At 74.3% G+C, this 20,034-nt stretch carries 14 protein-coding genes; 11 read left to right on the top strand and 3 right to left on the bottom strand.

Annotated elements, in window-relative coordinates:
• The first annotated feature begins 6 nt into the window (after positions 1-6).
• A complete protein-coding gene (locus tag HCN51_RS05200; RefSeq protein ID WP_168007252.1) occupies positions 7-1,089 on the top strand; it encodes a glycosyltransferase family 2 protein in 1,083 nt (360 codons plus the stop codon).
• Positions 1,086-2,117: a lysylphosphatidylglycerol synthase domain-containing protein gene (locus HCN51_RS05195; RefSeq protein ID WP_168007250.1), complete on the top strand. Its 1,032-nt coding sequence runs from the start codon at positions 1,086-1,088 to the stop codon at positions 2,115-2,117. Before HCN51_RS05200 ends, HCN51_RS05195 begins: the two co-directional genes overlap by 4 nt.
• Here HCN51_RS05195 and HCN51_RS05190 read toward each other — a convergent pair.
• Complete coding sequence (locus HCN51_RS05190; protein WP_168007248.1) at positions 2,059-5,952, bottom strand: nSTAND1 domain-containing NTPase; 3,894 nt, start codon at positions 5,950-5,952, stop codon at positions 2,059-2,061. The genes HCN51_RS05195 and HCN51_RS05190 overlap by 59 nt on opposite strands.
• A gap of 255 nt (positions 5,953-6,207) precedes the next feature.
• On the opposite strand from HCN51_RS05190, the gene HCN51_RS05185 reads away from it, so the two are divergent.
• Both HCN51_RS05185 and HCN51_RS05180 read left to right on the top strand, forming a co-directional pair.
• Positions 6,208-6,609, top strand: coding sequence for a hypothetical protein (locus HCN51_RS05185; protein ID WP_168007246.1), 402 nt, complete (start codon positions 6,208-6,210; stop codon positions 6,607-6,609).
• Positions 6,610-6,662: 53 nt separating this feature from the next.
• On the top strand, positions 6,663-9,386 hold the full coding sequence (locus HCN51_RS05180; protein WP_168007244.1) for an AAA family ATPase: 2,724 nt from the start codon (positions 6,663-6,665) through the stop codon (positions 9,384-9,386).
• A gap of 158 nt (positions 9,387-9,544) precedes the next feature.
• Here HCN51_RS05180 and HCN51_RS05175 read toward each other — a convergent pair whose 3' ends face one another.
• Positions 9,545-10,417, bottom strand: coding sequence for an aldo/keto reductase (locus HCN51_RS05175; protein ID WP_206066549.1), 873 nt, complete (start codon positions 10,415-10,417; stop codon positions 9,545-9,547).
• Positions 10,418-10,571: 154 nt separating this feature from the next.
• Here HCN51_RS05175 and HCN51_RS05170 point away from each other — a divergent pair, with 154 nt between their 5' ends.
• The 6 genes from HCN51_RS05170 (at position 10,572) to HCN51_RS05145 (ending at position 17,503) form a co-directional block, all read left to right on the top strand.
• Positions 10,572-11,201: a TetR/AcrR family transcriptional regulator gene (locus HCN51_RS05170; protein WP_168007240.1), complete on the top strand. Its 630-nt coding sequence runs from the start codon at positions 10,572-10,574 to the stop codon at positions 11,199-11,201.
• 397 nt (positions 11,202-11,598) lie between these two features.
• A complete protein-coding gene (locus HCN51_RS05165; RefSeq protein WP_168007238.1) occupies positions 11,599-12,711 on the top strand; it encodes a sensor histidine kinase in 1,113 nt (370 codons plus the stop codon).
• Positions 12,708-13,385: a response regulator transcription factor gene (locus HCN51_RS05160; RefSeq protein ID WP_168007237.1), complete on the top strand. Its 678-nt coding sequence runs from the start codon at positions 12,708-12,710 to the stop codon at positions 13,383-13,385. The genes HCN51_RS05165 and HCN51_RS05160 overlap by 4 nt, the downstream gene beginning before the upstream one ends.
• 58 nt (positions 13,386-13,443) lie before the next feature.
• Entirely contained in the window at positions 13,444-14,937 is a 1,494-nt protein-coding gene (locus HCN51_RS05155) for an ArnT family glycosyltransferase (protein ID WP_168007236.1), read from the top strand.
• Positions 14,938-14,946: 9 nt separating this feature from the next.
• Entirely contained in the window at positions 14,947-15,702 is a 756-nt protein-coding gene (locus tag HCN51_RS05150; RefSeq protein WP_168007235.1) for a polyprenol monophosphomannose synthase, read from the top strand.
• Between the two features lie 463 nt (positions 15,703-16,165).
• Entirely contained in the window at positions 16,166-17,503 is a 1,338-nt protein-coding gene (locus HCN51_RS05145; protein ID WP_206066548.1) for an SGNH/GDSL hydrolase family protein, read from the top strand.
• A 178-nt stretch (positions 17,504-17,681) separates the two neighbouring features.
• Here the strand turns inward: HCN51_RS05145 and HCN51_RS05140 are convergent, their stop codons facing one another.
• Positions 17,682-18,287, bottom strand: coding sequence for a TetR/AcrR family transcriptional regulator (locus HCN51_RS05140; RefSeq protein ID WP_168007234.1), 606 nt, complete (start codon positions 18,285-18,287; stop codon positions 17,682-17,684).
• Positions 18,288-18,373: 86 nt separating this feature from the next.
• On the opposite strand from HCN51_RS05140, the gene HCN51_RS05135 reads away from it, so the two are divergent.
• A complete protein-coding gene (locus tag HCN51_RS05135; protein ID WP_168007233.1) occupies positions 18,374-19,948 on the top strand; it encodes an FAD-dependent oxidoreductase in 1,575 nt (524 codons plus the stop codon).
• Positions 19,949-20,034: the final 86 nt, after the last annotated feature.

Below are 20,034 nucleotides of genomic sequence, written 5' to 3'. Positions count from 1 at the left end.
ACCGACATGCCCGACGAGGTGGCCTGGCGTGATGACGTCGCGGTCATCGTGCCGAACTACAACAAGCGCAAGACCCTGCGGGCGTGCCTGGAGTCGGTGTACGCGCAGACGTACCGGCCGGCCGAGGTCGTCGTCGTCGACGACGTCAGCACCGACGGCTCGCTGGAGATCGCCCGGCGCTTCCCGTGCACGATCGTCGAGTCGCCCCGCAACCAGGGGCCGGCCGGGGCGCGCAACCTCGGGGTGGCGCGCAGCTCGGCGCCGCTGCTGTTCTTCGTCGACTCCGACACCGCCCTGGAGCCGGACGCGATCCGCAATGCGGTCAAGGCGTACCGGCAGACGCCCGGCTGCGGGCTGGTGCAGGGCGTCTACGCCGCCGAGCCGCTGTACGACGACGGCCCCGTCGAGCGCTACCGGGTACTGTGCGAGCACTACGAGCGCGGCCGCACCACGGCGACGTTCCTGTCCTGCACGCTGATCCCCCGGCACGTGTTCGAGGAGGCGGGCGGGCTCGACGAGCGGCTGCGCGACGGCGAGGACTTCGAGTTCGGCACCCGCGTCCCGGCCCGCTACCGGCGGGTCGTCGCCCCCTCCGTGGTCACCAGGGCCGACGACGAGGACCGGTTCTGGGGGTGCCTGGCGGAGCGGTTCGTCCGGTCCACGACGCTGCCGGTGATCATGGTGCGGGCGCGGCGGCTGCGCGGCTCCGGCCGGGCCGGCTTCCAGCTCGACATGATCGGCACCGGCCGCCGCAAGCGCCGCAAGGGCCCCCGGCTCTCCTCCGCCTCGGCCGCCGCCACGTTCCTGTCCCTGCCGCTCGCGCTGCTCAGCCCCTGGCTGCTGGCCGTGCCGGCGGCGGCCCTGGCCGTGTTCCTCTACCGCAACCGGGTGTTCCTCGGCTTCGCCCGCCGCCACCGGGGTGCCCGGTTCGCGGTGTGGGTGGCCTGGATGCAGCTCTGCTTCCACGCGGCCTTCTTCCTCGGGGCGTGCGTGGGGGTGCTGCGGGTGGCGTACGAGCTGGGGCGGCGGCAGGGCGAGCCGGTCGCCGGCGGCCCGGCCCCGCTGCCGTCGGCGGGGGCCCGCGAGTGAGCCCCGTCCGGCTTCCGCACCTTCCGCGCGGGTTCTGGCGGGCGGTGGCGGTCGTGTTCACCCTCGCCGTCGTCGCGGCCATCGGGTGGAGCCTGTCGCGGCTGGACTGGAGCGTGGTCGGCGTCCTGTTCACCCGGCGGGCCGCCGGCGAGATGAGCCTCCTGCTCGGCTGCTCGCTGCTGGCCAGCGTGGCGGGGCTGTCGCTCGGGTTCCTCGCCTGGCGGGTCGTCCTGCTGGAGCTCGGCCCGCCGGTCAGCGAGCCGCGCGTGGTGCGCGTCTTCTTCATCGGCTTCCTGTCCAAGTACCTGCCGGGACGGGTGCCCGGCATGCTCGCCACCGCCAAGGTCGCCACCTCCAACGGCATCACGTTCGGCCGGCTGATGACCACGGCGGCGCTCGTCATGAGCCTGGTGCTGCTGAGCGGGTTCACGGTCGGGCTGCTCGCGGGCGTGCAACTGCTGGGGGCGCAGGCGGCGTGGCTGGCCGGCGCCGCCGTGCTGATCGCGGTCGTCCTGGTGCGGCCGCAGCTCGTCAACCGGGGCGCCGCGCTGCTGCTGCGGCTGCTGCGCCGCCCGGCGGCGGCCAAGGCCGCGTCCGTGCGCGGCGTGCGGCTGGCGATCGTCTGGCAGAGCCTGTCCTGGGCGGTCACGGGGCTGCACGTGTGGCCGCTGGCCGTCGCGATGGGCGCGTCGCCGTCCCGCTCGCTCATGGTGTGCGTCGGGGCGTTCACGCTCGCCACCTCGCTCGGCATCGCGGCCGTGTTCATCCCGGACGGGATCGGCGTGCGCGAGGCGGTGCTCACGGCCGCGCTGACCCTGGTGCTGCCCGCCCCGGCCGCCGCGGTGGTGGCCCTGGCCAGCCGCCTGGTCTCGACGGTCGGCGAGGTGCTGCTCGGCGCGTCCGCCCTGGCGGTCGCCGAGTATCTCGTCCGCCGCACCCCCGACCGGCCCGCCGCGCCCGTCCCCGTGCCTAGCAGGGCGGCCGGAACTCCGGGCCCGGCAGGTAGCGACGCCACTCCGCCCGCGTGATCGGGGGGAACACCAGCGCGCAGACGTCGTGGGCGGCCCGGCCGGGGTCGGTGCCCCACAGGCGGACCGTCGAGTCCTCGCCGCCCGTGGCCAGGACCGTCCCGCCGGGGGCGAAGGCCACCGCGTGCACCGTGCCCGCGTGGCCGGTGAGGCTGGCCGTGGCGAGCGGCCGGGCGGGGTCGCGCACGTCCCACAGCCCCGTCGTGCCGTCGTCGCTGCCGGTCGCCAGCACCCGCCCGCCGGGCTGGAAGGCGACCCCGGTCACGTTGTCGGTGTGCGCGCCGAGCGTCGCCCGCAGCACGGGGCGGGTCGGGTCGTCCACCTGCCACAGCCGGGCGGTGCGGTCGGCGCCGCCGGTGGCCAGGACCCGCCCGTCGTCCCGGTACGCCAGCGCCAGCACCTTCTTGTCGTGCGCCCGCACGGCGGCCAGCGGGCGCGGGCGCGCCGGGTCGCCGACGTCCCACAGGCGCACCGTGCGGTCGCCGGCGGCCGAGGCGAGCACCCGCCCGCGCGGGGAGAACGCCAGCGCGGCGACGGCGTCGCGGTGCCCGGGCGCGCGGGCCAGCAGGCGGGGGCGGGCCGGGTCGGCGAGGTCCCACAGCCCGACGTCGAACTTCTCGCCCGCGACCGCGAGGGTGCGCCCGTCGGGGGCCAGCGCCAGCGCGAACACGTTCCCGGTGCCCGCGTCCCACCGTTTCAGCAGCCGGGGCCGGGTGGGATCGCGCACGTCCCACAGGGCCACGGTGAAGTCGAGGCTGCCGGTCGCCATGAGCCGGCCGTCCCGGGAGAAGGCGAGGGCGTCCACGCCGTTCGGCTGATCGGTCAGGACGGCGAGCGGGCGGGCGCGTCCCGGGCCGGACACCTCCCACAGCCTGGTCCTCTGGTAGCTGCCGGTGGCCAGGACGCGGCCGTCGGGGCGGTAGGCGAGCGCCGCGACGCCGCCGTTCTGCCCGAACAGGATCGGCCGGCGCAGGTCCCACACCCGGACGGTGTCGTCGCCGCCGCCGGTGACCAGCGACGCGCCGTCGGGGTGGAAGGCGACCGTGTAGACGGTGCCGGAATGCCCCGTCAGGACGGCCGGGTTGCGGTCGTCCGCGTCCTGCGGGTCGGAGACGTCCCACAGCCGGACGGTCCGGTCATAGGCGCCGGTGGCCAGCGTGCGCCCGTCGGCGGCGAACGCGATCGCGACGACGCCGCCCCCGTGCCCGGCCAGCGTGGCGAGGTGGCGGACGTGCCGGGGGTCGCTGAAGTCCCACAGGCGCACGGTGTTGTCGAACGCGCCCGTCGCCAGCAGCCGGCCGTCGCGGCTGATCGCGGCGGCCAGCACGGCGCCGGTGTGGCCGGTCAGGTCGGGCAGGCGGGCAGGGTGCCGCGGGTCGGCGACGTCCCACACGGACACCTTGGTCGTGGAGGCGGTGACGACCAAGGTGCGGCCGTCGGGGGCGAAGGCCACCGCCGACAGGGGCGCGGGGCCCGCGTCCAGCGCGGCCAGCAGGGCGGGGCGGCGCGGGTCCGCGACGTCCCACAGCCGGGCCGTGCGGTCGTAGCTCACGGTCGCCACCGTCCGGCCGCCGGGGGCGAAGGCCACGCCGATGATGCCCAACGTGTGGCCGGTCAGGGTCGCGAGCGGTGCGGGGCCGCCGGGGGCGGTCACGTCCCACAGCCGCGCGGTGTTGTCGTTGCCGCCGGTCACGAGGGTACGCCCGTCGGGGCTGAACGCCGCCGCCGCGACACCCGCCGGGTCGCCGGTCACCGCGGCCAGCGCCTTGGGGCGGAGCCGGTCGGCGACGTCCCACGTGCGCAACGTCCCGTCCAGGCTCACGCTCGCCAGCCGCCGCCCGTCGGGGCTGAACTCGGCCGCGTAGACCGCGTCGGTGTGCGCGCCGATCACGGTGGCGTACGGGTTGCCGAGCGCGCTGAGCAGAGCGCCCCGCGACTCGGGGGTCGGCGTGACGCGGTGGGCGGCGAGGGCGAGCTGCGCGGCCAGCGCCGGATCGCCCGCCCGCAACGCGACCGCGTCACCGGCCACCTTGCCCGACAGCGCCGTGTCGCGCTGCTGGTTCGCCAGTTGTTGCTGGCGCACCGCGACCACGACGGCCGCGCCGGTGAACACCAGCAGCACCGCCAGACCGGCGGCCAGCAGCCGCAGCCGCCGGGTCCCCCGCCGCTCCGCCTCCGCCTCGGCCTGCTCCCTGGCCAGGGAGGCGGCCAGGAACTCCCGCGTCAGCCGGCCGGGCACGGTGTGGGCGGGCGCCGTGACGGCGGGCACGGCTTGGGCGGGCGCCGCGTGACCAGACAGCGCGTGACCGCCGGCTCGCTCGGCCCAGGCGCGGGCGACGGCCAGGCGGGTCCCCTGGTACAGGAAGTCGGCGGCGCGGTGGGCCTTGTCCCAGGTGGCCGCGGCGGCGGCGAGGTCGCGGCCGACGGCCGACCCGGCCCGCTCCTCCTCCAGCCAGGATCGCAGCTCGGGCCAGGCCGACAGCAGCGCCTCGTGACTGATCCGCACGCTGTCGGCGTCGGCCGTGATCAGGCGTTCGGCGACGAACCGGTCGAGCACGTCCTCGATCTCGGCGGCCTGCGTCCCGTCGCCCGGGGCCGGAAGCAGCTCCGCGAGCAGGTCGGGCAGCGGAAGCCGGCGGCGGGTGATCGCGGTGTCGGGCGCGATGTGGGCCAGCGTGAGGAACAGCCGCCGCGCCAGGATTCGTTGCGACCCGGTCAGCGACTCGTACACCTGGTCGGCGGTCTCCGCCACGGCACCCTCGATGCCACCGGCCTCCTGGTAGGCGGCGATGCTCAGTTTGCGCCCCTGGCTCTTGCGCCAGGTGGCCCACAGGGCGTGCGACACCAGCGGCAGGGCGCCGGCCTCGTGCGCCTCGCGGGCCCGGCCGGTGCCACCGCCTGACACCGCCACTTCGCACAGACCGCCGCCGGGCGGTGCGACCTCGCGCAGCACCAGCTCGACCAGGCCCTTCTCCAGCTCGACGCCGGCCTTGAGCGCCGGCTTCTCGATGGCGTCGCGTAACTCGCGCTCGTTCATGGGGCCGATGGTGATCTGCCCGTCCTGCAGCGCCGCGAGCAGCTCCGGGTGGCGCATGGCGTGGGCGTAGAAGTCGGCCCGCAGGCCCAGCACCACGGGCCCGGTCGCGGCTGCGGCGCACACGGCGTCGATGAACGCGCGCCGCTCCGCCGCGTCCTCGCAAAGGGTGAAGACCTCCTCGAACTGGTCCACGATCAGCACGACCGGGCCGGAGCCGGGTGCGGGGGTGTGCGCGTTCAGGGCGTCGAGCGGCCGGGCTCCGGGCGTGAACGTCTCGACGCGGCGGCCCGCGCCGGCGAGCCGGGCCGCCACGCCGGCCCGCAGCAGCGAGGACTTGCCCGACCCCGAGGCGCCGACCAGGATCAGGGGCCGGCCGGGCGCGGGCGAGCGGGTCAGCTCGGCGATCACGCGCGCGGTGACCGTCTCGCGTCCGAAGAACCAGTCGGAGTGCTCGGGCCCGAAGCCGTTCAGCCCCCGGTACGGCTCGGGCCCGGCGGGGCGGGGGCCGGGCTGGCGGCGTACCCGGGACCAGGCGGCCAGCCACTGTTCCAGGGCGGCGTCATCGCTGACCCGGCAGGCGCGCAGCACCTTGACCAGCAGGTCCCGGGAGGAGGTGGCGGGCAGGCCGCGGCCGGCCAGCCAGTCGCCGATGGTGCCGCTCTGCCCGCCGACGGCCGCGGCGAGGGCGCGTACGGAGATGCCCGCGTCCTCACGCAGGCGGCTGAGCGCGGCGGCGAACTCCTCGCGGGTGGTGATGTGCGCGGGGGCGGGGGGATCGCCGGGGACCTGCTGCTGCACGAGCGTCTCCTGAGGTCCTCTTCGGGGGGCAATGCCGTCTCCCATGCTAGGGGGCCCTGTACGGAGTTGTACGGGTAATTCGCCGCAGCCTCTCGGAAGGGCGGATGCGTTGTTCAATTTCAGCATGAAGGTGGGGGACGGGGGCTTCTGCCGGCGAATAGGGGCGCCGACAGAAGGGGGCTTGCTTCACTTTTCCGGAAATGTCCATAAAAGCGGTTGAATGCCGCTTGAAATAGCACAGAGAAAGGGGTGGCGATGGACGTCGAGGTGCTGGCCCTCGCCGGGGCGGCGGCCGAGGCCCTCGTCCAGGCGATGGTCTCTGACGGCTGGACGAGCGCGCGGGCCAGGATCGCCCGGGTCCTGAGCGGCGGCGACCCGGCGCGGGTGCCGGCGGAGGAGGCCGAGCTGGAACGTTCCGGCCAGGCGCTGCGCGGCAGCGAGCTCTCTCCATCCGTCACGGCGGGCCACTGGCAGGGACGCATCGCCGACCTGCTGACAAGACACCCGGAACGCGCCGGCGAGCTCACGGCCCTGCTCCGCGAGCTCCGCTCCCGCCCTGGGGGAACGGCGCACGTACACGTCGGCGGGCACAACAACGGCAACCTCATCATCGGCGACCACAACACCGCCCGCATTCACCGCCCGGAGCCGCGATGACGCCGCCGGACCGCCCGTCCGCCGCGAAAAGGACGACCGAAGGGGAGGGAAAAGTGCCGGACGACGTCCGGATGAGCATCGGCGGCGACAATAACGGGGCCGTGCTCATCGGTGACCACAACATTTTCCAATACACCGAGCAGCGTACGATCGTCACCGAACGCGAGGGCGGCCCCGTCCCGGTGCGCAAGCGCGAGCATCCCGACCCGCGCTGGCTGCCGGAGAGCACCGGCACCCTGATCGGCCGCGACCACGAGCTGGCCCGCATCCGCGGCTGGCTCGCCGAGCGCGGCGCCCCCGTGCTCGTCTACGGCCCGCCCGGCATCGGCAAATCGGCCGTCCTGACCCGCATCGCCCGCGACGCCCTCGACGCCGGCGAGGACGTCGTGTACCTGTCGGGCGCCAGGATGGAGACCGAGGACATCGTCCAGGAGCTGTTCGAGGCCTGCTACGACAGCCCCCGCTACCTGCCGCCGCCCAAGCGGCTGCGCGCGCTCATGGGCAAGGTACGGGCGCTCGTCGTGATCGACGGCTACGAGGGCTCGGCCGAGTCCCTGGAACACCTCCTCGACGCCACCCCCGGCGCCACCCTGCTGCTCTCCTCGACGCGGCGGCTCCTGGGCGCGGAGGGCCACGTCCTCCCCCTCGCCGGCCTCGCGGAACCCGACGCCATCGCCCTCACCACGGCCGAGGCGACCCCGGACCGGGCCGGCACCTCGGCCACCTCCGACGCGGATCCGGGCTCGACCGGCGCCTCTGAGGTGGCCCCGGGCCGGACCGGCGTCTTGAGCGAGGAGGAGCGTGCCGCCGTTCGGGAGCTGTGCCGGGCCGCGAACGGACACCCGAGAACGCTGCTCCAGGCCGCCGTCCTGATGCGCACATCCGGCGTGCAGGCGGTGGCGGCCGATCCCGACACCGCCGCGCGCGCTCTGGTCGCATCCCTGGACGGCGACAGATCCGCGACCGTCCGCGCCCTGGCCGCGCTGCCCGGCGTGCCGGTCCCCGCGCCGGCGCTCGCCGCGCTGGCCGGCCTGCCCTCCCCCGGCGAGGCCGAGTCCGCGCTCGCCGAGCTGCGGCGGCTGCGCCTGGCCGAGCGCGCCGGCCCCGGTCACGTCCTGGCGGGCGGCACGCCGGTCCCGCGCGGCCGGCACGAGGCGGCCGGGTACGCCACCCGGCTCGCCGCCTGGCTCCGGACCGCTCCCCGCGCCGACGTCACGGCCGGGGCCGCCGTCGTCGTCGCGGTGCTGCGGGCGGCGGTGAGCGAGGAGGCGTACGATCCCGCGCGGGCGCTGGCCAGGGCGGCGGCGCCGCTGCTCGGCCGTTCCCTGCGGTGGGGCGCCTGGGGCCAGGTCCTCGCCCTCGGCCTGACCGCGGCGGCGAACGCCGGCGCGGACGACGACGCGGCGTACTTCGAGAGCGAGGAGAAGGCCCGCAAGCGCGCCCTCGGGCTGCTCCTGGGGCTGGGCGGCGGCGGGGCCGGCGCCGCCGGGGCGGTCACCCTCCTGGGCAAGGGCGGGTCCGTCTTCGGCTCCCTCTTCAGCGGGCCGACGGTGGCGGTCGCCGTCGCCACCACCGTGGCGGTGACGGCGGCGGCCGTCATCGGCGTCCGCCTCGCCTCCCCCAGCTCCGCCGCCGACCCGTCGACGGTGGTCGTCACCCCGGCGGCGGCCGGTCCGCAGCTTTCTTCCACCACCCGCCCGCCGGTCGGCACCGTCCAACGGCCCGACACGGGACAACCCCCCGTTCAGGACCCTGCCCAGAACCCCGTACAGGACCCGGGACGGAACCCTGTACAGGACCCAGGGCGGAACCCCGTGCAGGACCCGGGGCGGGACACGACGCATGACCAGGGCCGGAACCAGGACCAGGGGCGGGGCCGCGACCCGGTCACGCCGCGTCCCGGCACCCCTCGGCTGGCTCTCACGGACACCGAGATCGAGACCGGCGGCTCGACCGGCGCCCGCGCCACGGGCTTCGAGGCCGGCGAGCGGATCACGTTCTCCTGGGCAGGGCGAGGAAGCGGCGGCGAGCTCGGCGTCCGGACCGCCGACGACAAGGGCGTCGCGGTGCTGCCCGACGCCGTCCCCGCCGGCATCGCGGCCGGCCAGTACACGATCACGGCGCAGGGAGCGAGCGCCGACCGGCGGGCCGACGCCGCGCTCACCGTCAGGGAGCGGCCCGCGCCGCACGTCACGTTCGTCCGGGCGCCGTCGTCGGTGCAGGCGGAGGCCGCGATCGAGGTGGTCGCGGAGGGGTTCGACGCGGGCGAGAGCGTGCGGCTCACGGTCGGGGACGCCACCGTCGCCACGGCCACCGCCGACGGGAGCGGCCGGGTGACGCTGCGCGGCGACGCCCCCGCGAACCCGGCCCAGTACCGCCTGACCGTGACGGGCCGGGCCGCGGACCGCTCCGCGTACAAGGAGCTGACCGTCACCCCGAAGCCGCCTCCCGACCTGTCCGGACGTTGGGGCGGATACCTGGACCTCCGGGACGTCGGCGGCGGCTCCTATGAAGGCACTCGCCACGGGCCCGACTGGGTGGAGCCCAACAGCGGGTGCACGTACCCGTCGGGCGGCGTGGAGGTGCACCTGTCCGGGCAGGCGCCCACGTACCAGGGTGAGGTCCGCTGGATCTACGGCACCAACGGCGAGAACTGCGACTTCGAGTGGGGCGCGGCCACGTTCACGCTCGGCGCGGACGGCAACACGCTGACGGTGCGTTCGGAGGACCCGCGCGACCCCGGCCACTGGAAGTCCGCGACGCTGCGGAGAAACTGACCCCACGCACGGAGCGCCGGACGGGACCGGGCCCCCGTCCGGCGCTCCTTGGCGGGGCACCCGTCCGGCGAAGCAGCAGGCCGAGGCCCGTCAGGACCGCGGGGCGCGAAGTGAGCCGGGTCCGAGGCTCGTCAGCCGTGCAGGGGAGCCGGGGTTCCTCAGCCGTGCAGGGTGGGGAACGGGCGGGTCGGGATCGCGTCGAGGGCGGCGAGGGTCTCCTCGTCGAGGACGATCGAGCCGGCCGCCAGGTTCGCTTCGAGGTGGGCGGCGTCGGCGGTGCCCGGGATGAGCAGCACGTTGGGCGCGCGGTGCAGCAGCCAGGCCAGGCCGATCTGTGCCGGGGTGCATCCCAGCCGTTCGGCGGCGGCGAGCACGGCCGGCTCGTCGGTCACCTTCGCCAGGCCGGGGAGCGCGCCGCCGAGCGGGAAGTAGGGCACCCAGGCGATCTGCTCGTCGGTGCAGAGCCGGAGCAGGTCGTCGTCCTCGCGTGCGACGAGGCTGTGCACGTTCTGCACGCAGACGATGCCGGCGGGCAGGGCGCGGCGCACCACGTCCTGGCTCACGCTGCTCAGCCCGATCGCGCCGATCTTGCCCTCGTCGCGCAGCGCGATCATCTCCGCGAGCTGGTCGTCGAGGTCGATGACCTGGTCGTCGGGGACGGGGACGCTGATGCCGGAGTCGACGCGCCGCAGGTTCATCACGTCGATCCGCTCCACCTGGAGCGCGGCGAGGTTGGCCTCGACGCCGGCCCGCAGGTCCTCGGGCCGCTGTGCGAGGCGCAGCGGGATGGGGCCGTCGGGGACGGAGACGGCGCCGACCTTGCTGACGACCAGGACGTCGTCGTCCGGCCGGAGCGCCTCGCGGATGACGTCGTTGACGAAGCCGTGGCCGTAGAACTGGGCGGTGTCGACGTGGTCGACGCCGAGGTCGATGGCGTGGCGCAGCAGGGCCACGGCGGCGTCGCGGTCGTTGCTCAGGCGCTCCAGCTGCATGGCGCCGTACCCGACGCGGGAGACGGTGCGACCGGCCATCGTTCCGGTGCCGCCGGGGCGCGCGACCGGGGATGCGGTACCGGAGGCGGGCATACCTTGGGATGTCACGTCATACCTGCTCTCGTGAGAGAATACGTGAAACGGAGGGGCCTCCGTTACAACTCAGCCTAACACTACCGGAGGTGCCTCCGTTTTGAGCCGGTCCGCGACGCCGCCGTCCAAAAACCCGGAAGAGCCGTCCGATCCCGCAGGCCAGCCGGTCCGCCGCGACGCGCGGCGCAACCGCGACAAGCTCATCGCCGCCGCCCAGGCCGCCTTCTCGGCCGCCGACGGGCCGGTCGCGCTGGAGGCCATCGCCCGCGAGGCGGGGGTCGGCATCGGCACCCTCTACCGCCACTTCCCCACCCGCGAGAGCCTCGTGGACGCCGTCTACGCCGCCGAGCTCGACAGCGTCACCGCCATCGTCCCGGCCCTGCTCGACCAGCACCCCGCCGACGTGGCGCTCCGGGCCTGGATGGAGCGGTACGCCGCGTTCGTCGCCACCAAGCGCGGCATGACGGAGACGCTGCGCGCCGGATTCTCCTCAGGGCGCATCGCGCCTCCCTCCCGCGAGCGCGTCACCACCACGGTCGCCAAGTTCCTGGAACGGGGCGCCGCGACCGGCACCCTCCGCGCCGACGTCCAGCCCGACGACGTCACCACGATGCTCGTCGGCGTGTTCCTCGCCATCACCGCCGGCGCCCCCCAGGACCAGACGACCCGCCTCCTCGACCTCCTCACCGACGCCCTCCGCCCACGCCCGGACACCACCACGACCCCATGAGCGCGCAGCCGCACCCGGCCAGGCGGCACTCAACCAGGAGGCCGCCTCCGCTGAGACCCTGCGCACCGAGCCGCGCCCGGCCAGGCCCCTGAGCACGGAGCCGTGCACGCAGCAGCCCATGAGCGCGAGGTCGCGCGCCGCGACCACCGGCCGCCCGCCCCCGCCGTCCACGCCTGCCCGCCGTCCGTGCGCACCGCCGCCCGGCTGGTCGCACTCTTCCGCCCCCCGCACGTCAGGGCGTGCGTGGAGCGCCGGCGAAGCGGCGGCCGAGGCATGCCGGAGTGCGCCGACGTGGCGGCGGCCGTCAGGCGAGGCACGACCGCCTCTGACCGTGGGCAGAGGACAGGTATGACTGCGGGCTGATGCGTGCGGCACGCCCGGTTCCTACGATGTGGTGATGACTCCCCGCTGGCTGTACCCCGCCGGCTTCGCGCTGCTCGTGCTCCTGGTCGCCCTGACGTGGGCGCAGACCAGCGCGAACGGCTGTGACTGCCTGTGGCCCGCCGCCCCGGCGTGGTCGCTGGCCGGAGGGGTCACCTTCGTCGCCGCCTGCCTCGTCATGGTCCGCACGGCGCCGGGCCGCCCCGCCGAGGTGGCGGGCCTGCTGGCCCCGGTGGCCATCGCCGCGCTCACGGCGCTCGCCATCAACAGCATCGGCTGGTTCATCCTGGTCTGCTACGTGGGGTTCGTCGCGCTGACGCTGCGACTGTGGCCGGGTGTCGTCATGTGGCTCGCCTCGCTCGGCGTGGTGGGCGCGGCGGCGTACACGACGCCGGACCCCGGCTGGCCGAACTGGCTGGCCGCCGCGACGCTGGTCTTCTGGGGTTGCTGGGTGGTGCGTTACCGGATCGCGGTGGGCGAGCGGCTGCACCGCGCGGAGAGCGCCGCGACCGCTGCCGCCGCCCTGGCGGAGCGGCAGCGGCTGGCCGCCGACCTGCACGACATCGTCGCGCACACGCTCGCCGTGACGGTGCTGCACCTGGGCGGGGTACGTCTGGCGCTCGAGCACGACCCCAAGGAGGCGGCGGCGGGCGTCGCCGAGGCGGAGCGGCTGGCCCGGCAGAGCATGGCGGAGCTGCGCAAGGTGGTGCGGGTGCTGGCGGAGGAGGGCGCCGACCCGGCCGTGGTCGCCCCGCAGCCGACGGCGGCTCGGCTGCCCGAACTGTTCGAGGAGTACCGGACGGCGGGGCTGGAGCTGGAGACCGGCGTCGAGGGCGAGCTGCCGTCGGTGGGCCCGACGACGGGCATGGTGCTGTACCGGCTGGTGCAGGAGGCGCTGGCCAACGCCAGCCGGCACGCCCCGCGCTGCCCGGTGGAGGTGCGGCTGCGCGTCGCGGAGGACGGCGCCGTACTGGCCACGGTCGCCAACGTCTTACCCGGCCGCCCGTCCCGGCACAATGGCGGCATGGGACTTCGCGCGATGGCCGACCGGGTGCGCATGGTCGGCGGCCAGGTCACCGCCGGCCCCGAGAACGACCGGTGGGTCGTGCGGGCGGAGCTGCCGGCATGATCTCGGTGGTGCTGGTCGACGACCAGGAGCTGGCCAGGGCCGGTCTGCGGACGATCCTGCGCCAGCCGTACGGGTTCGACGTGGTGGGCGAGGCGGCCGACGGCCAGGCGGCGCTGGCGGAGGTCGCGCGGGCCCGTCCCGACGCGGTCGTCATGGACATCCGCATGCCGCGGATGGACGGCGTGGAGGCGACGCGCGCCCTGCTGGCCGCGGATCCGGCCGCCCGCGTCCTGGTGCTGACCACGTTCGGCGAGGACGCCGTGCTGGCGGCGGCGCTGCGGGCGGGCGCGTCGGGTTTCTGCCTCAAGGACGCGCCGGCCGAGGACATCCAGCGGGCCGTGCGCGCGGTGGCGGCGGGTGACGGCTGGCTGGATCCCGCCGTGTGCGGGCGGGTCCTGCGGCGTTACCGCACGGATCCGGTGACCGACCCCGACGCGGCCCGGCGGCTCGGCGAGCTCACCTCCCGCGAGCTCGACGTGCTGAAGCTCATCGGCCGGGGGCTCACCAACGCCGAGATCGCCCGCCATCTCGTGCTCGGCGAGGGCACGATCAAGACCCACGTCGGCCGGATCTTCCTCAAGCTGGCGGTACGCGACCGCGCCGCCGCCGTCGTCTTCGCGTTCGACCACGGCGTCGTACTCCCAGGGGAGCCGTCCCCTATGCCCGAGGTCTGACCCACGTTCCGTCCACGGCCAGACGACGGGCGGGCAGGCCATCGGCGAACGTTGGGGCATGTTGCTCCAGTCCCCCAGCCCGCAGCGCACCGCCGCCACCGCCGCCGCTGCCCCGCTCCCGCCGATCGCCTGGCGGGCCACCGGCTCCGTCGCCGCCGCCGTCGTCGCCACCCTGCTCCTGCTGAGCCCCTTCTACGGCTACCACCGCGACGAGCTCTACTTCCGGCTGCTCGGCCAGACCCCCGCCTGGGGATACTTCGACCAGCCTCCGCTGACCCCGCTGCTGGCCCGGCTGTCCACGGCGCTGTTCGGCGACACCCTGGTCGGGCTGCGCGTCGTGCCGGCCCTGTGCGCGGGGCTGCTGATCCTGCTGGGCGCCGCGATAACGCGGGAGCTGGGCGGCCGCCGCGGCGCGCAGACGCTGGCCGCCGCCGGGCTCGGCACGGGGATGTTCCCGCTGGTCGCGGGGCACACGCTGCTGACCCAGTCGGCCGACTTCGTGTTCTGGACGGCCTGCGTCCTGTGCGTGCTGCGGGCCCTGCTGCGCGGCGACGGGCGCTGGTGGCTGGCGGCCGGGGCCGTCGCGGGGGCCGCCACGTTCAACAAGCATCTCATCCTGTTACTGCTCACCGGGCTGGCCACCGGCCTGCTCGTCACCGTCGGGCTGGCCGTGAAGGGGCCGCGCGCCGTGTTCGCCGACCGATGGTTCTGGTCGGGGGCGCTCCTGGCCGCGCTGCTCGCCTCGCCGAACGTGCTCTACCAGGCCCTCAACGGCTGGCCCCAGCTCACCATGGCCGCCACGCTGAGCGAGCCGATCAACCGGATCATGTTCGTGCCGATGCTGGTAGCGCTGCTCAGCATGGGGGCGTTCGCGATCGCCGTCGCCGGGTGGTGGTGGCTGCGCCGGCGGCGGGAGACCCGGCCGCTCGCGATCACGATCCTGGTGACGGTCCTGCTCGGCTGGGCGTCAGGAGGCCGCGCCGACTACGTCGCCGGCAGCGTGATCTTCGCCTTCGCGGCCGGCTGCGTGCCCGTCGCCACGTGGATGGAGGCCCGCCGCGCCCGATTCCGTACGGTGTGGTGCGGCCTGCTCGGCACCTCCGCCATCGGGATCGCCGTGGCGCTGCCGCTTCTCCCGCTCTCGGCGCTCAGCTCCTCCCCCAACGAGGTGCCCAGGGAGTCGGTGGGCTGGCCGCGGTTCGCCGCCCAGGTGGCCGCCGTGCACCGGGCGCTGCCGCCCGGCACGGTCGTCATCACTGCGAACTATGGCGAGGCCGGCGCACTGAACCGGTTCGCGCCGGGCATCCCCGTCTACAGCGGGCACAACGAGCTGTGGCGCCAGGGCCCACCGCCGCAGACGGCGCGGACGGTGGTCGCCGTGGGGCTGCCGCCCGAGCGGCTGCGGCCGCGCTTCACCACCTGTGAGTCCGCCGGGGTCGTCGACCACGGCACCGGAGTCGCGAACGAGGAGCAGGGCCTGCCCATCACGGTCTGCTCGGGCCCACGAGCCCCGTGGACGAGCGCCTGGGCCGACTACCGGCACGCGAGTTGAGGAGCGATCATGAGCACCGTCCTGGTCATCACGCCGACGTACAACGAACGCGACAACCTGCCCGCCATCGTCGCCAGGATCCGCGCGGCCGCGCCCGCCGCCGACATCCTCATCGTGGACGACAACAGCCCCGACGGCACCGGCCAGATCGCGGACGAGCTGGCCGCCGCCCTCGACGGCGTCCACGTCCTGCACCGTGAGCGCAAGGAGGGCCTGGGCGCCGCCTACCTGGCGGGCTTCCGGTGGGGCCTGGAGCGCGGCTTCGACCTGCTGGCCGAGATCGACGCCGACGGCTCACACCCGCCCGAGCGCCTGCCCGCCATGTTGCGCGCGGCCCAGCAGGCCGACCTCGTCATCGGCTCCCGCTGGGCCCCCGGCGGCCGCGTGGCGAACTGGCCCCGCAGACGAGAGCTCCTGTCCCGCCTGGCCAACCGCTACGTCCGCACGGCCCTGCGCCTCCCCGTCGCCGACGCCACAGGCGGCTTCCGCATCTACCGAGCCGCCGCCCTGGAGGAGATCCTGCGCGGCGAGGTGGAGTCCCGCGGATACTGCTTCCAGGTGGACCTCACGCTACGAGCCGTCCGCCTCGGATACGTGGTGACGGAGGTGCCGATCACGTTCGTGGACCGGACGAACGGCACCAGCAAGATGAACGCCGGCGTCCTGTTCGAAGCCCTCTGGCGGGTGACGGTATGGGCCTGCCCCTTACGCCGCCGCGCCGCCGACCCCACCACGACGCTCCGCCGCTCGGCCCTGTCCATCTGAACGGTCGCCGCGGACTCGCAGCATGACAGTCGCCTTGGGACTCGCCCTGCTCGGGGTCGTGGTCGCGCCACCGGCCTCCACCGCCGCCCTGCCACAGCCCCAACGGAGCCCTTCCAGAATGCGGCCACCGCATCAGGGTGCGGGCCAGGAGAGCTTCGCAGCACAAGCCTTCCCCTTCTGCCCCAATGCCCGCTCATCCTGGCGATGCTCACCTCCCCGCCTTCTGCAAGCATCCGGCCCCGCGTCCGCCCGATCACCGAGACCAGCGTCTGACACAGCAGCGACACGCGAGCAGGTCGCCATCACGGGAGCCCGGCGATGCGCCGGGGCATCACCGCCCCGCCCGTACATCCGGTCAGGAGACGTATCAGTGCGGCCCTTGGAAGTGTTGACGCCGTTGGTGCGGCATGTTGTGATCCACACGTGCGCATTTCGTACTTATCTAGTAGGAAATGAGGCGGTTATGAGGTTCCTGCAGCGTGCCGCCTCGGTTGTCATGCTCCTGGTGAGCGCGGCGGGCGTCCAGGCCGTACAGGGCGGACCGGCGCAGGCGGGCATCCAGGCCGTACAGGGCAGATCGGCGCAGGCGGGCATCCAGGCCGTACAGGGCAGATCGGCGCAGGCGGCTCTGCGCGCTGATCTGCCCACTGCCGCCGTCGCGCTCGGCGACAGCTTCGTCAGCGGCGAGGGCGCGGGGGACTACCAGCCCGTCGTTGACGCCTCCGGTGCGGCGCAGGGCTTTCCCGGCTGGTCGGCGGCCAACAGCAACGCCTACTTCTGCCACCGGTCGGCGAACGCCTCGGTGGTCACGGCGTCGCTCCCGGGCATCCAGCAACGGTTCAACCTCGCGTGCTCCGGCGCCCAGCCCGCCGACATCGCCAACCCCTCAAGCGCCCGGCCGGAAGGCCGCGCCGTCGCCTCGCAACTCGATCAGCTGCGCGCCGTCGCCCAGACCCACGACATCGACGTCGTCCTCGTCGGCCTCGGCTCCAACAACACCCAGTTCACCTTCGGCGACGTGGCCACGCTGTGCGCCAACCGCTTCATCGCCGACGCCTGGACAGGCTGGTGGGAGTTCTGGGCCTATCTGAAGGGCGAGGTGCCGCAGAAGCCCTGCACCGCCTCCGACCTGGCCACCGACACCGAGGTCGCCGCCGCCACCGCCGAGACCACCGCGGCCCTGCGCCAGATCCTCGACACCCTCGCCCAGATCGACGCCGACGGCACCCACCAGGTGATCCTGCAGACCTACACCAATCCGCTGCCGCCCGACCTCGCCCCGGAGTACCACGAGGAGGACGGCCGCACCGACACCCGCGACAAGTTCCGCGCCTTAGGCGCCGAGCGCTACGCCGCCGGGTGCCCGATCCATCGGGCGAGCCTCGCCCCTGGGCACACGTTCTCCCAGAACCTCGGCTCTCTGGTCAAGAACGCGCAGGCCACGCTGGCAGCCGAACGTCCGGCGGCCGACGTGCGCGTCCTGGACGTTCAGCGGGCTTTCGACGGGGCCAGGCTCTGCGAGAACCCGGGCAGCCCGGCGGGCGCGCTCGCCACACCGGTCCGGGTACAGGACGGGCCGTCCGGCACGTTCGTCACCAGCCTGTCCGGCTGGGACAAGATCGGCATCCAGCGGGCGGCGAACACCTGCGTCACTTACTTCCAGACCTGCCAGGAGTCGTGGCACCCCAATGCCGCCGGCCACACGGTCCTCGGTCAGTGCCTGGCCGGCGCGTTCGCCGCGGCGCCCCGCACGGTCGTCACGTGCGCCCGTAACACGAACGGCACGCTCACCGTCTCCTGACGGCCCCTCGGCTTCACGTCCGGCCGCCCGGAGCCGGACGTGTCGCGCGGCAGGTGATCGGTCCGGGCAGTGCTGCCGGGACGGCGCCCCGCTCGCCCAGCCTGCGGTAGAGCTCCTGACCGCGCGCCGCCACCTGCGGGTCGGCGGCCAGTGAACACGGTTTTGACTGGTGCTCTGCCTACGCGCCCCGCACCAGAGGCAGGAAGAGGTCGTCGACGATCGAGAGGATGCGGGCCCTGGGCGGGGGCTGGAGGTTCATGAGCAGGTCGTGGCGTACCAGGTCGAAGGGTAGGTCGAGCACCGCGGCCGGGGTGCGCTTCAGGTCGAGTTCGCCGCGATCGTGGGCGCGCTGGTAGAGGGCGCGGTCCGGCGGGAGGGGGTGGGCGCCCATGAGCTGGTCGCGGACCTGGGCGGGGGTCAGGCCGGTGTCGGCCAGCAGGCCCGAGAACGCGGCGGCAGCGGCGATGGCGAAGTAGGGGGCGAGGGCTTCGCTGACGGCCGTGAGCTGGGCGAGCAGGTCGGTACGCAGGGCGCCGGTGTCAGGGAGCGGCACCGGGTGGGTGTCGCGGTAGTGCTGGATGGCGGCCAGGACGAGCTGGTCCTTGTTGGGCCAGCGGCGGTAGAGGACGGGCTCGCTGGTGCGGGCCCGGGCCGCGATGGACTCCATCGTCAGGCGGGCGTATCCGGTCTCGACCAGTTCGTCCCAGGCGGCGGTGAGCAGCTCGGACTCGAGTTGTTTGCCGTGCCGGCGGCGGCGGGCGGGCTGGGACGGGTCGGTGATCATCGCCCCCAGGATAGAAAGGTTTTCCTTTCTTGGCAATTCTCCCCCTCCTCGGATAGAAAGGAATTCCTTTCTTGCGAGGAGTGAGAATGATCAAGACGACGAGCACGACGGTGCCGGTGCTGATCGTCGGCGCCGGGCCGACCGGGTTGACGCTGGCCTGCGAACTGGCCCGTGCCGGCGTGCCCTTTCGCCTGGTCGAGGCTGCTTCCGGGCCACAGCCCGGGTCGCGGGGCAAGGGGGTCCAGCCGCGCACGCTGGAGGTGTTCGACGATCTCGGTGTCGTCGAACGGGTGATCGCTCACGGGCGGATGGCGATGCCCATGCGTTCGACCGCTCCCGATGGCCGGGTGACGGTGAGCGGCGGCGAGACCGCCGAGGCACGCCCCGACGTTCCGTACCCGGCGAGTTTGATCACGCCTGAGTGGCGGGTCGAGGAAGCGCTGCGGGCGCGGCTGGCGGAGCTGGGCGGCGCCGTCGAGTTCGGCACCATGCTGAGCGGCTTCGAGCAGTTGGAGGAGGGTGTGGCCGCGGTGGTCGTCAAGGGTGGTGCGACCGAGACGATCAACGCGCGCCGGCTGGTCGGCTGCGACGGTGGGCACAGCGTCGTCCGTAAGCAGGCCGGTATCGCCTTCGACGGTGAGACCCGCGAGGAGGTGCGCATGATCGTCGCTGACGTCGAGGCCGACGGGCTCGACCGCGACGCCTGGCACATGTGGCGGCACGAGGAGGGTCACGTCAACCTCTGTCCGCTGCCCTCGACCGAGCTCTTCCAGTATCAGGCGGGCATCGCGCCGGGCCAGGACCCCGGGCTCAGCCTCGCGAACATGCAGGCCATCCTCGAACGGCGCAGCGGGCGCACCGACCTGCGCCTCCACGAGCCGCGGTGGGCGTCTCTGTGGCGGGCCAACGTGCGCCTCGCCGCTCGTTACCGCCAGGGTGACGTGTTCCTCGCCGGGGACGCGGCGCACATCCACTCCCCCGCCGGCGGCCAAGGGATGAACACCGGCATCCAGGACGCGCACAACCTCGGCTGGAAGCTGGCCGCGGTCGCCGAAGGCGCCTCGCCCGCGCTGCTCGACAGCTACGAGGCCGAACGGCGACCGGTCGGCGCCAGCGTGCTCGCGCTCTCGGACGCGCGACTCAAGCAGGCACTCGCGCAGAACGGGCTCGTCACCCACCGGGACGCGAGCACGACGCAGCTCGGCGTGAGCTACCGCGGCTCCGTCCTGGCCCGCGACGACCGCGATGAGAATGCCCCTGTCGCGGCCGACGACCGTGACAAGGCTGCCCTGTCCCACGCCGGCGACCGCGGCGAGGGCTCACCGCTGCGGGCCGGGGACCGCGCTCCCGACGCGGCCGGGCTGATGACCGTGGGTGGTGAGCGGCGGTTGTTCGAGTTGACGCGTGGCGGGCACTTCACGTTGCTGTGCTTCGGTGCCGTGCCCGCGGTCGACGCTCCTCCGCCCGGGCTCAGGATCTTGCGGGTCGTCGGGCGGCCGGTCGGCCCCGGTGATGTCGCCGACGCCGGAGGTCATCTTGCCCGCGCCTACAGGGCCACCGGCCGCACTCTTGTGGTGATCCGTCCGGACGGGCATGTCGGGCTGATCTCCGACGCCGGTGACGGCTCGGCGGTGTCGGACTACCTCGCCCTGGTGAGCTGACCTGCGGCGGGGCGCGGCGCCGCAGGCAGGCCATCGCAGAGCCCGGCGGCGTGAAGGTGGCGAAGGGGTGAAGGCAGGGGAAGGGG

The sequence above is a fragment of the Nonomuraea composti genome, from assembly GCF_012034275.1.
GTDB classification, from domain to species: Bacteria; Actinomycetota; Actinomycetes; order Streptosporangiales; family Streptosporangiaceae; genus Nonomuraea; species Nonomuraea composti.
This window is presented reverse-complemented; position numbering and strand designations above follow the sequence as displayed.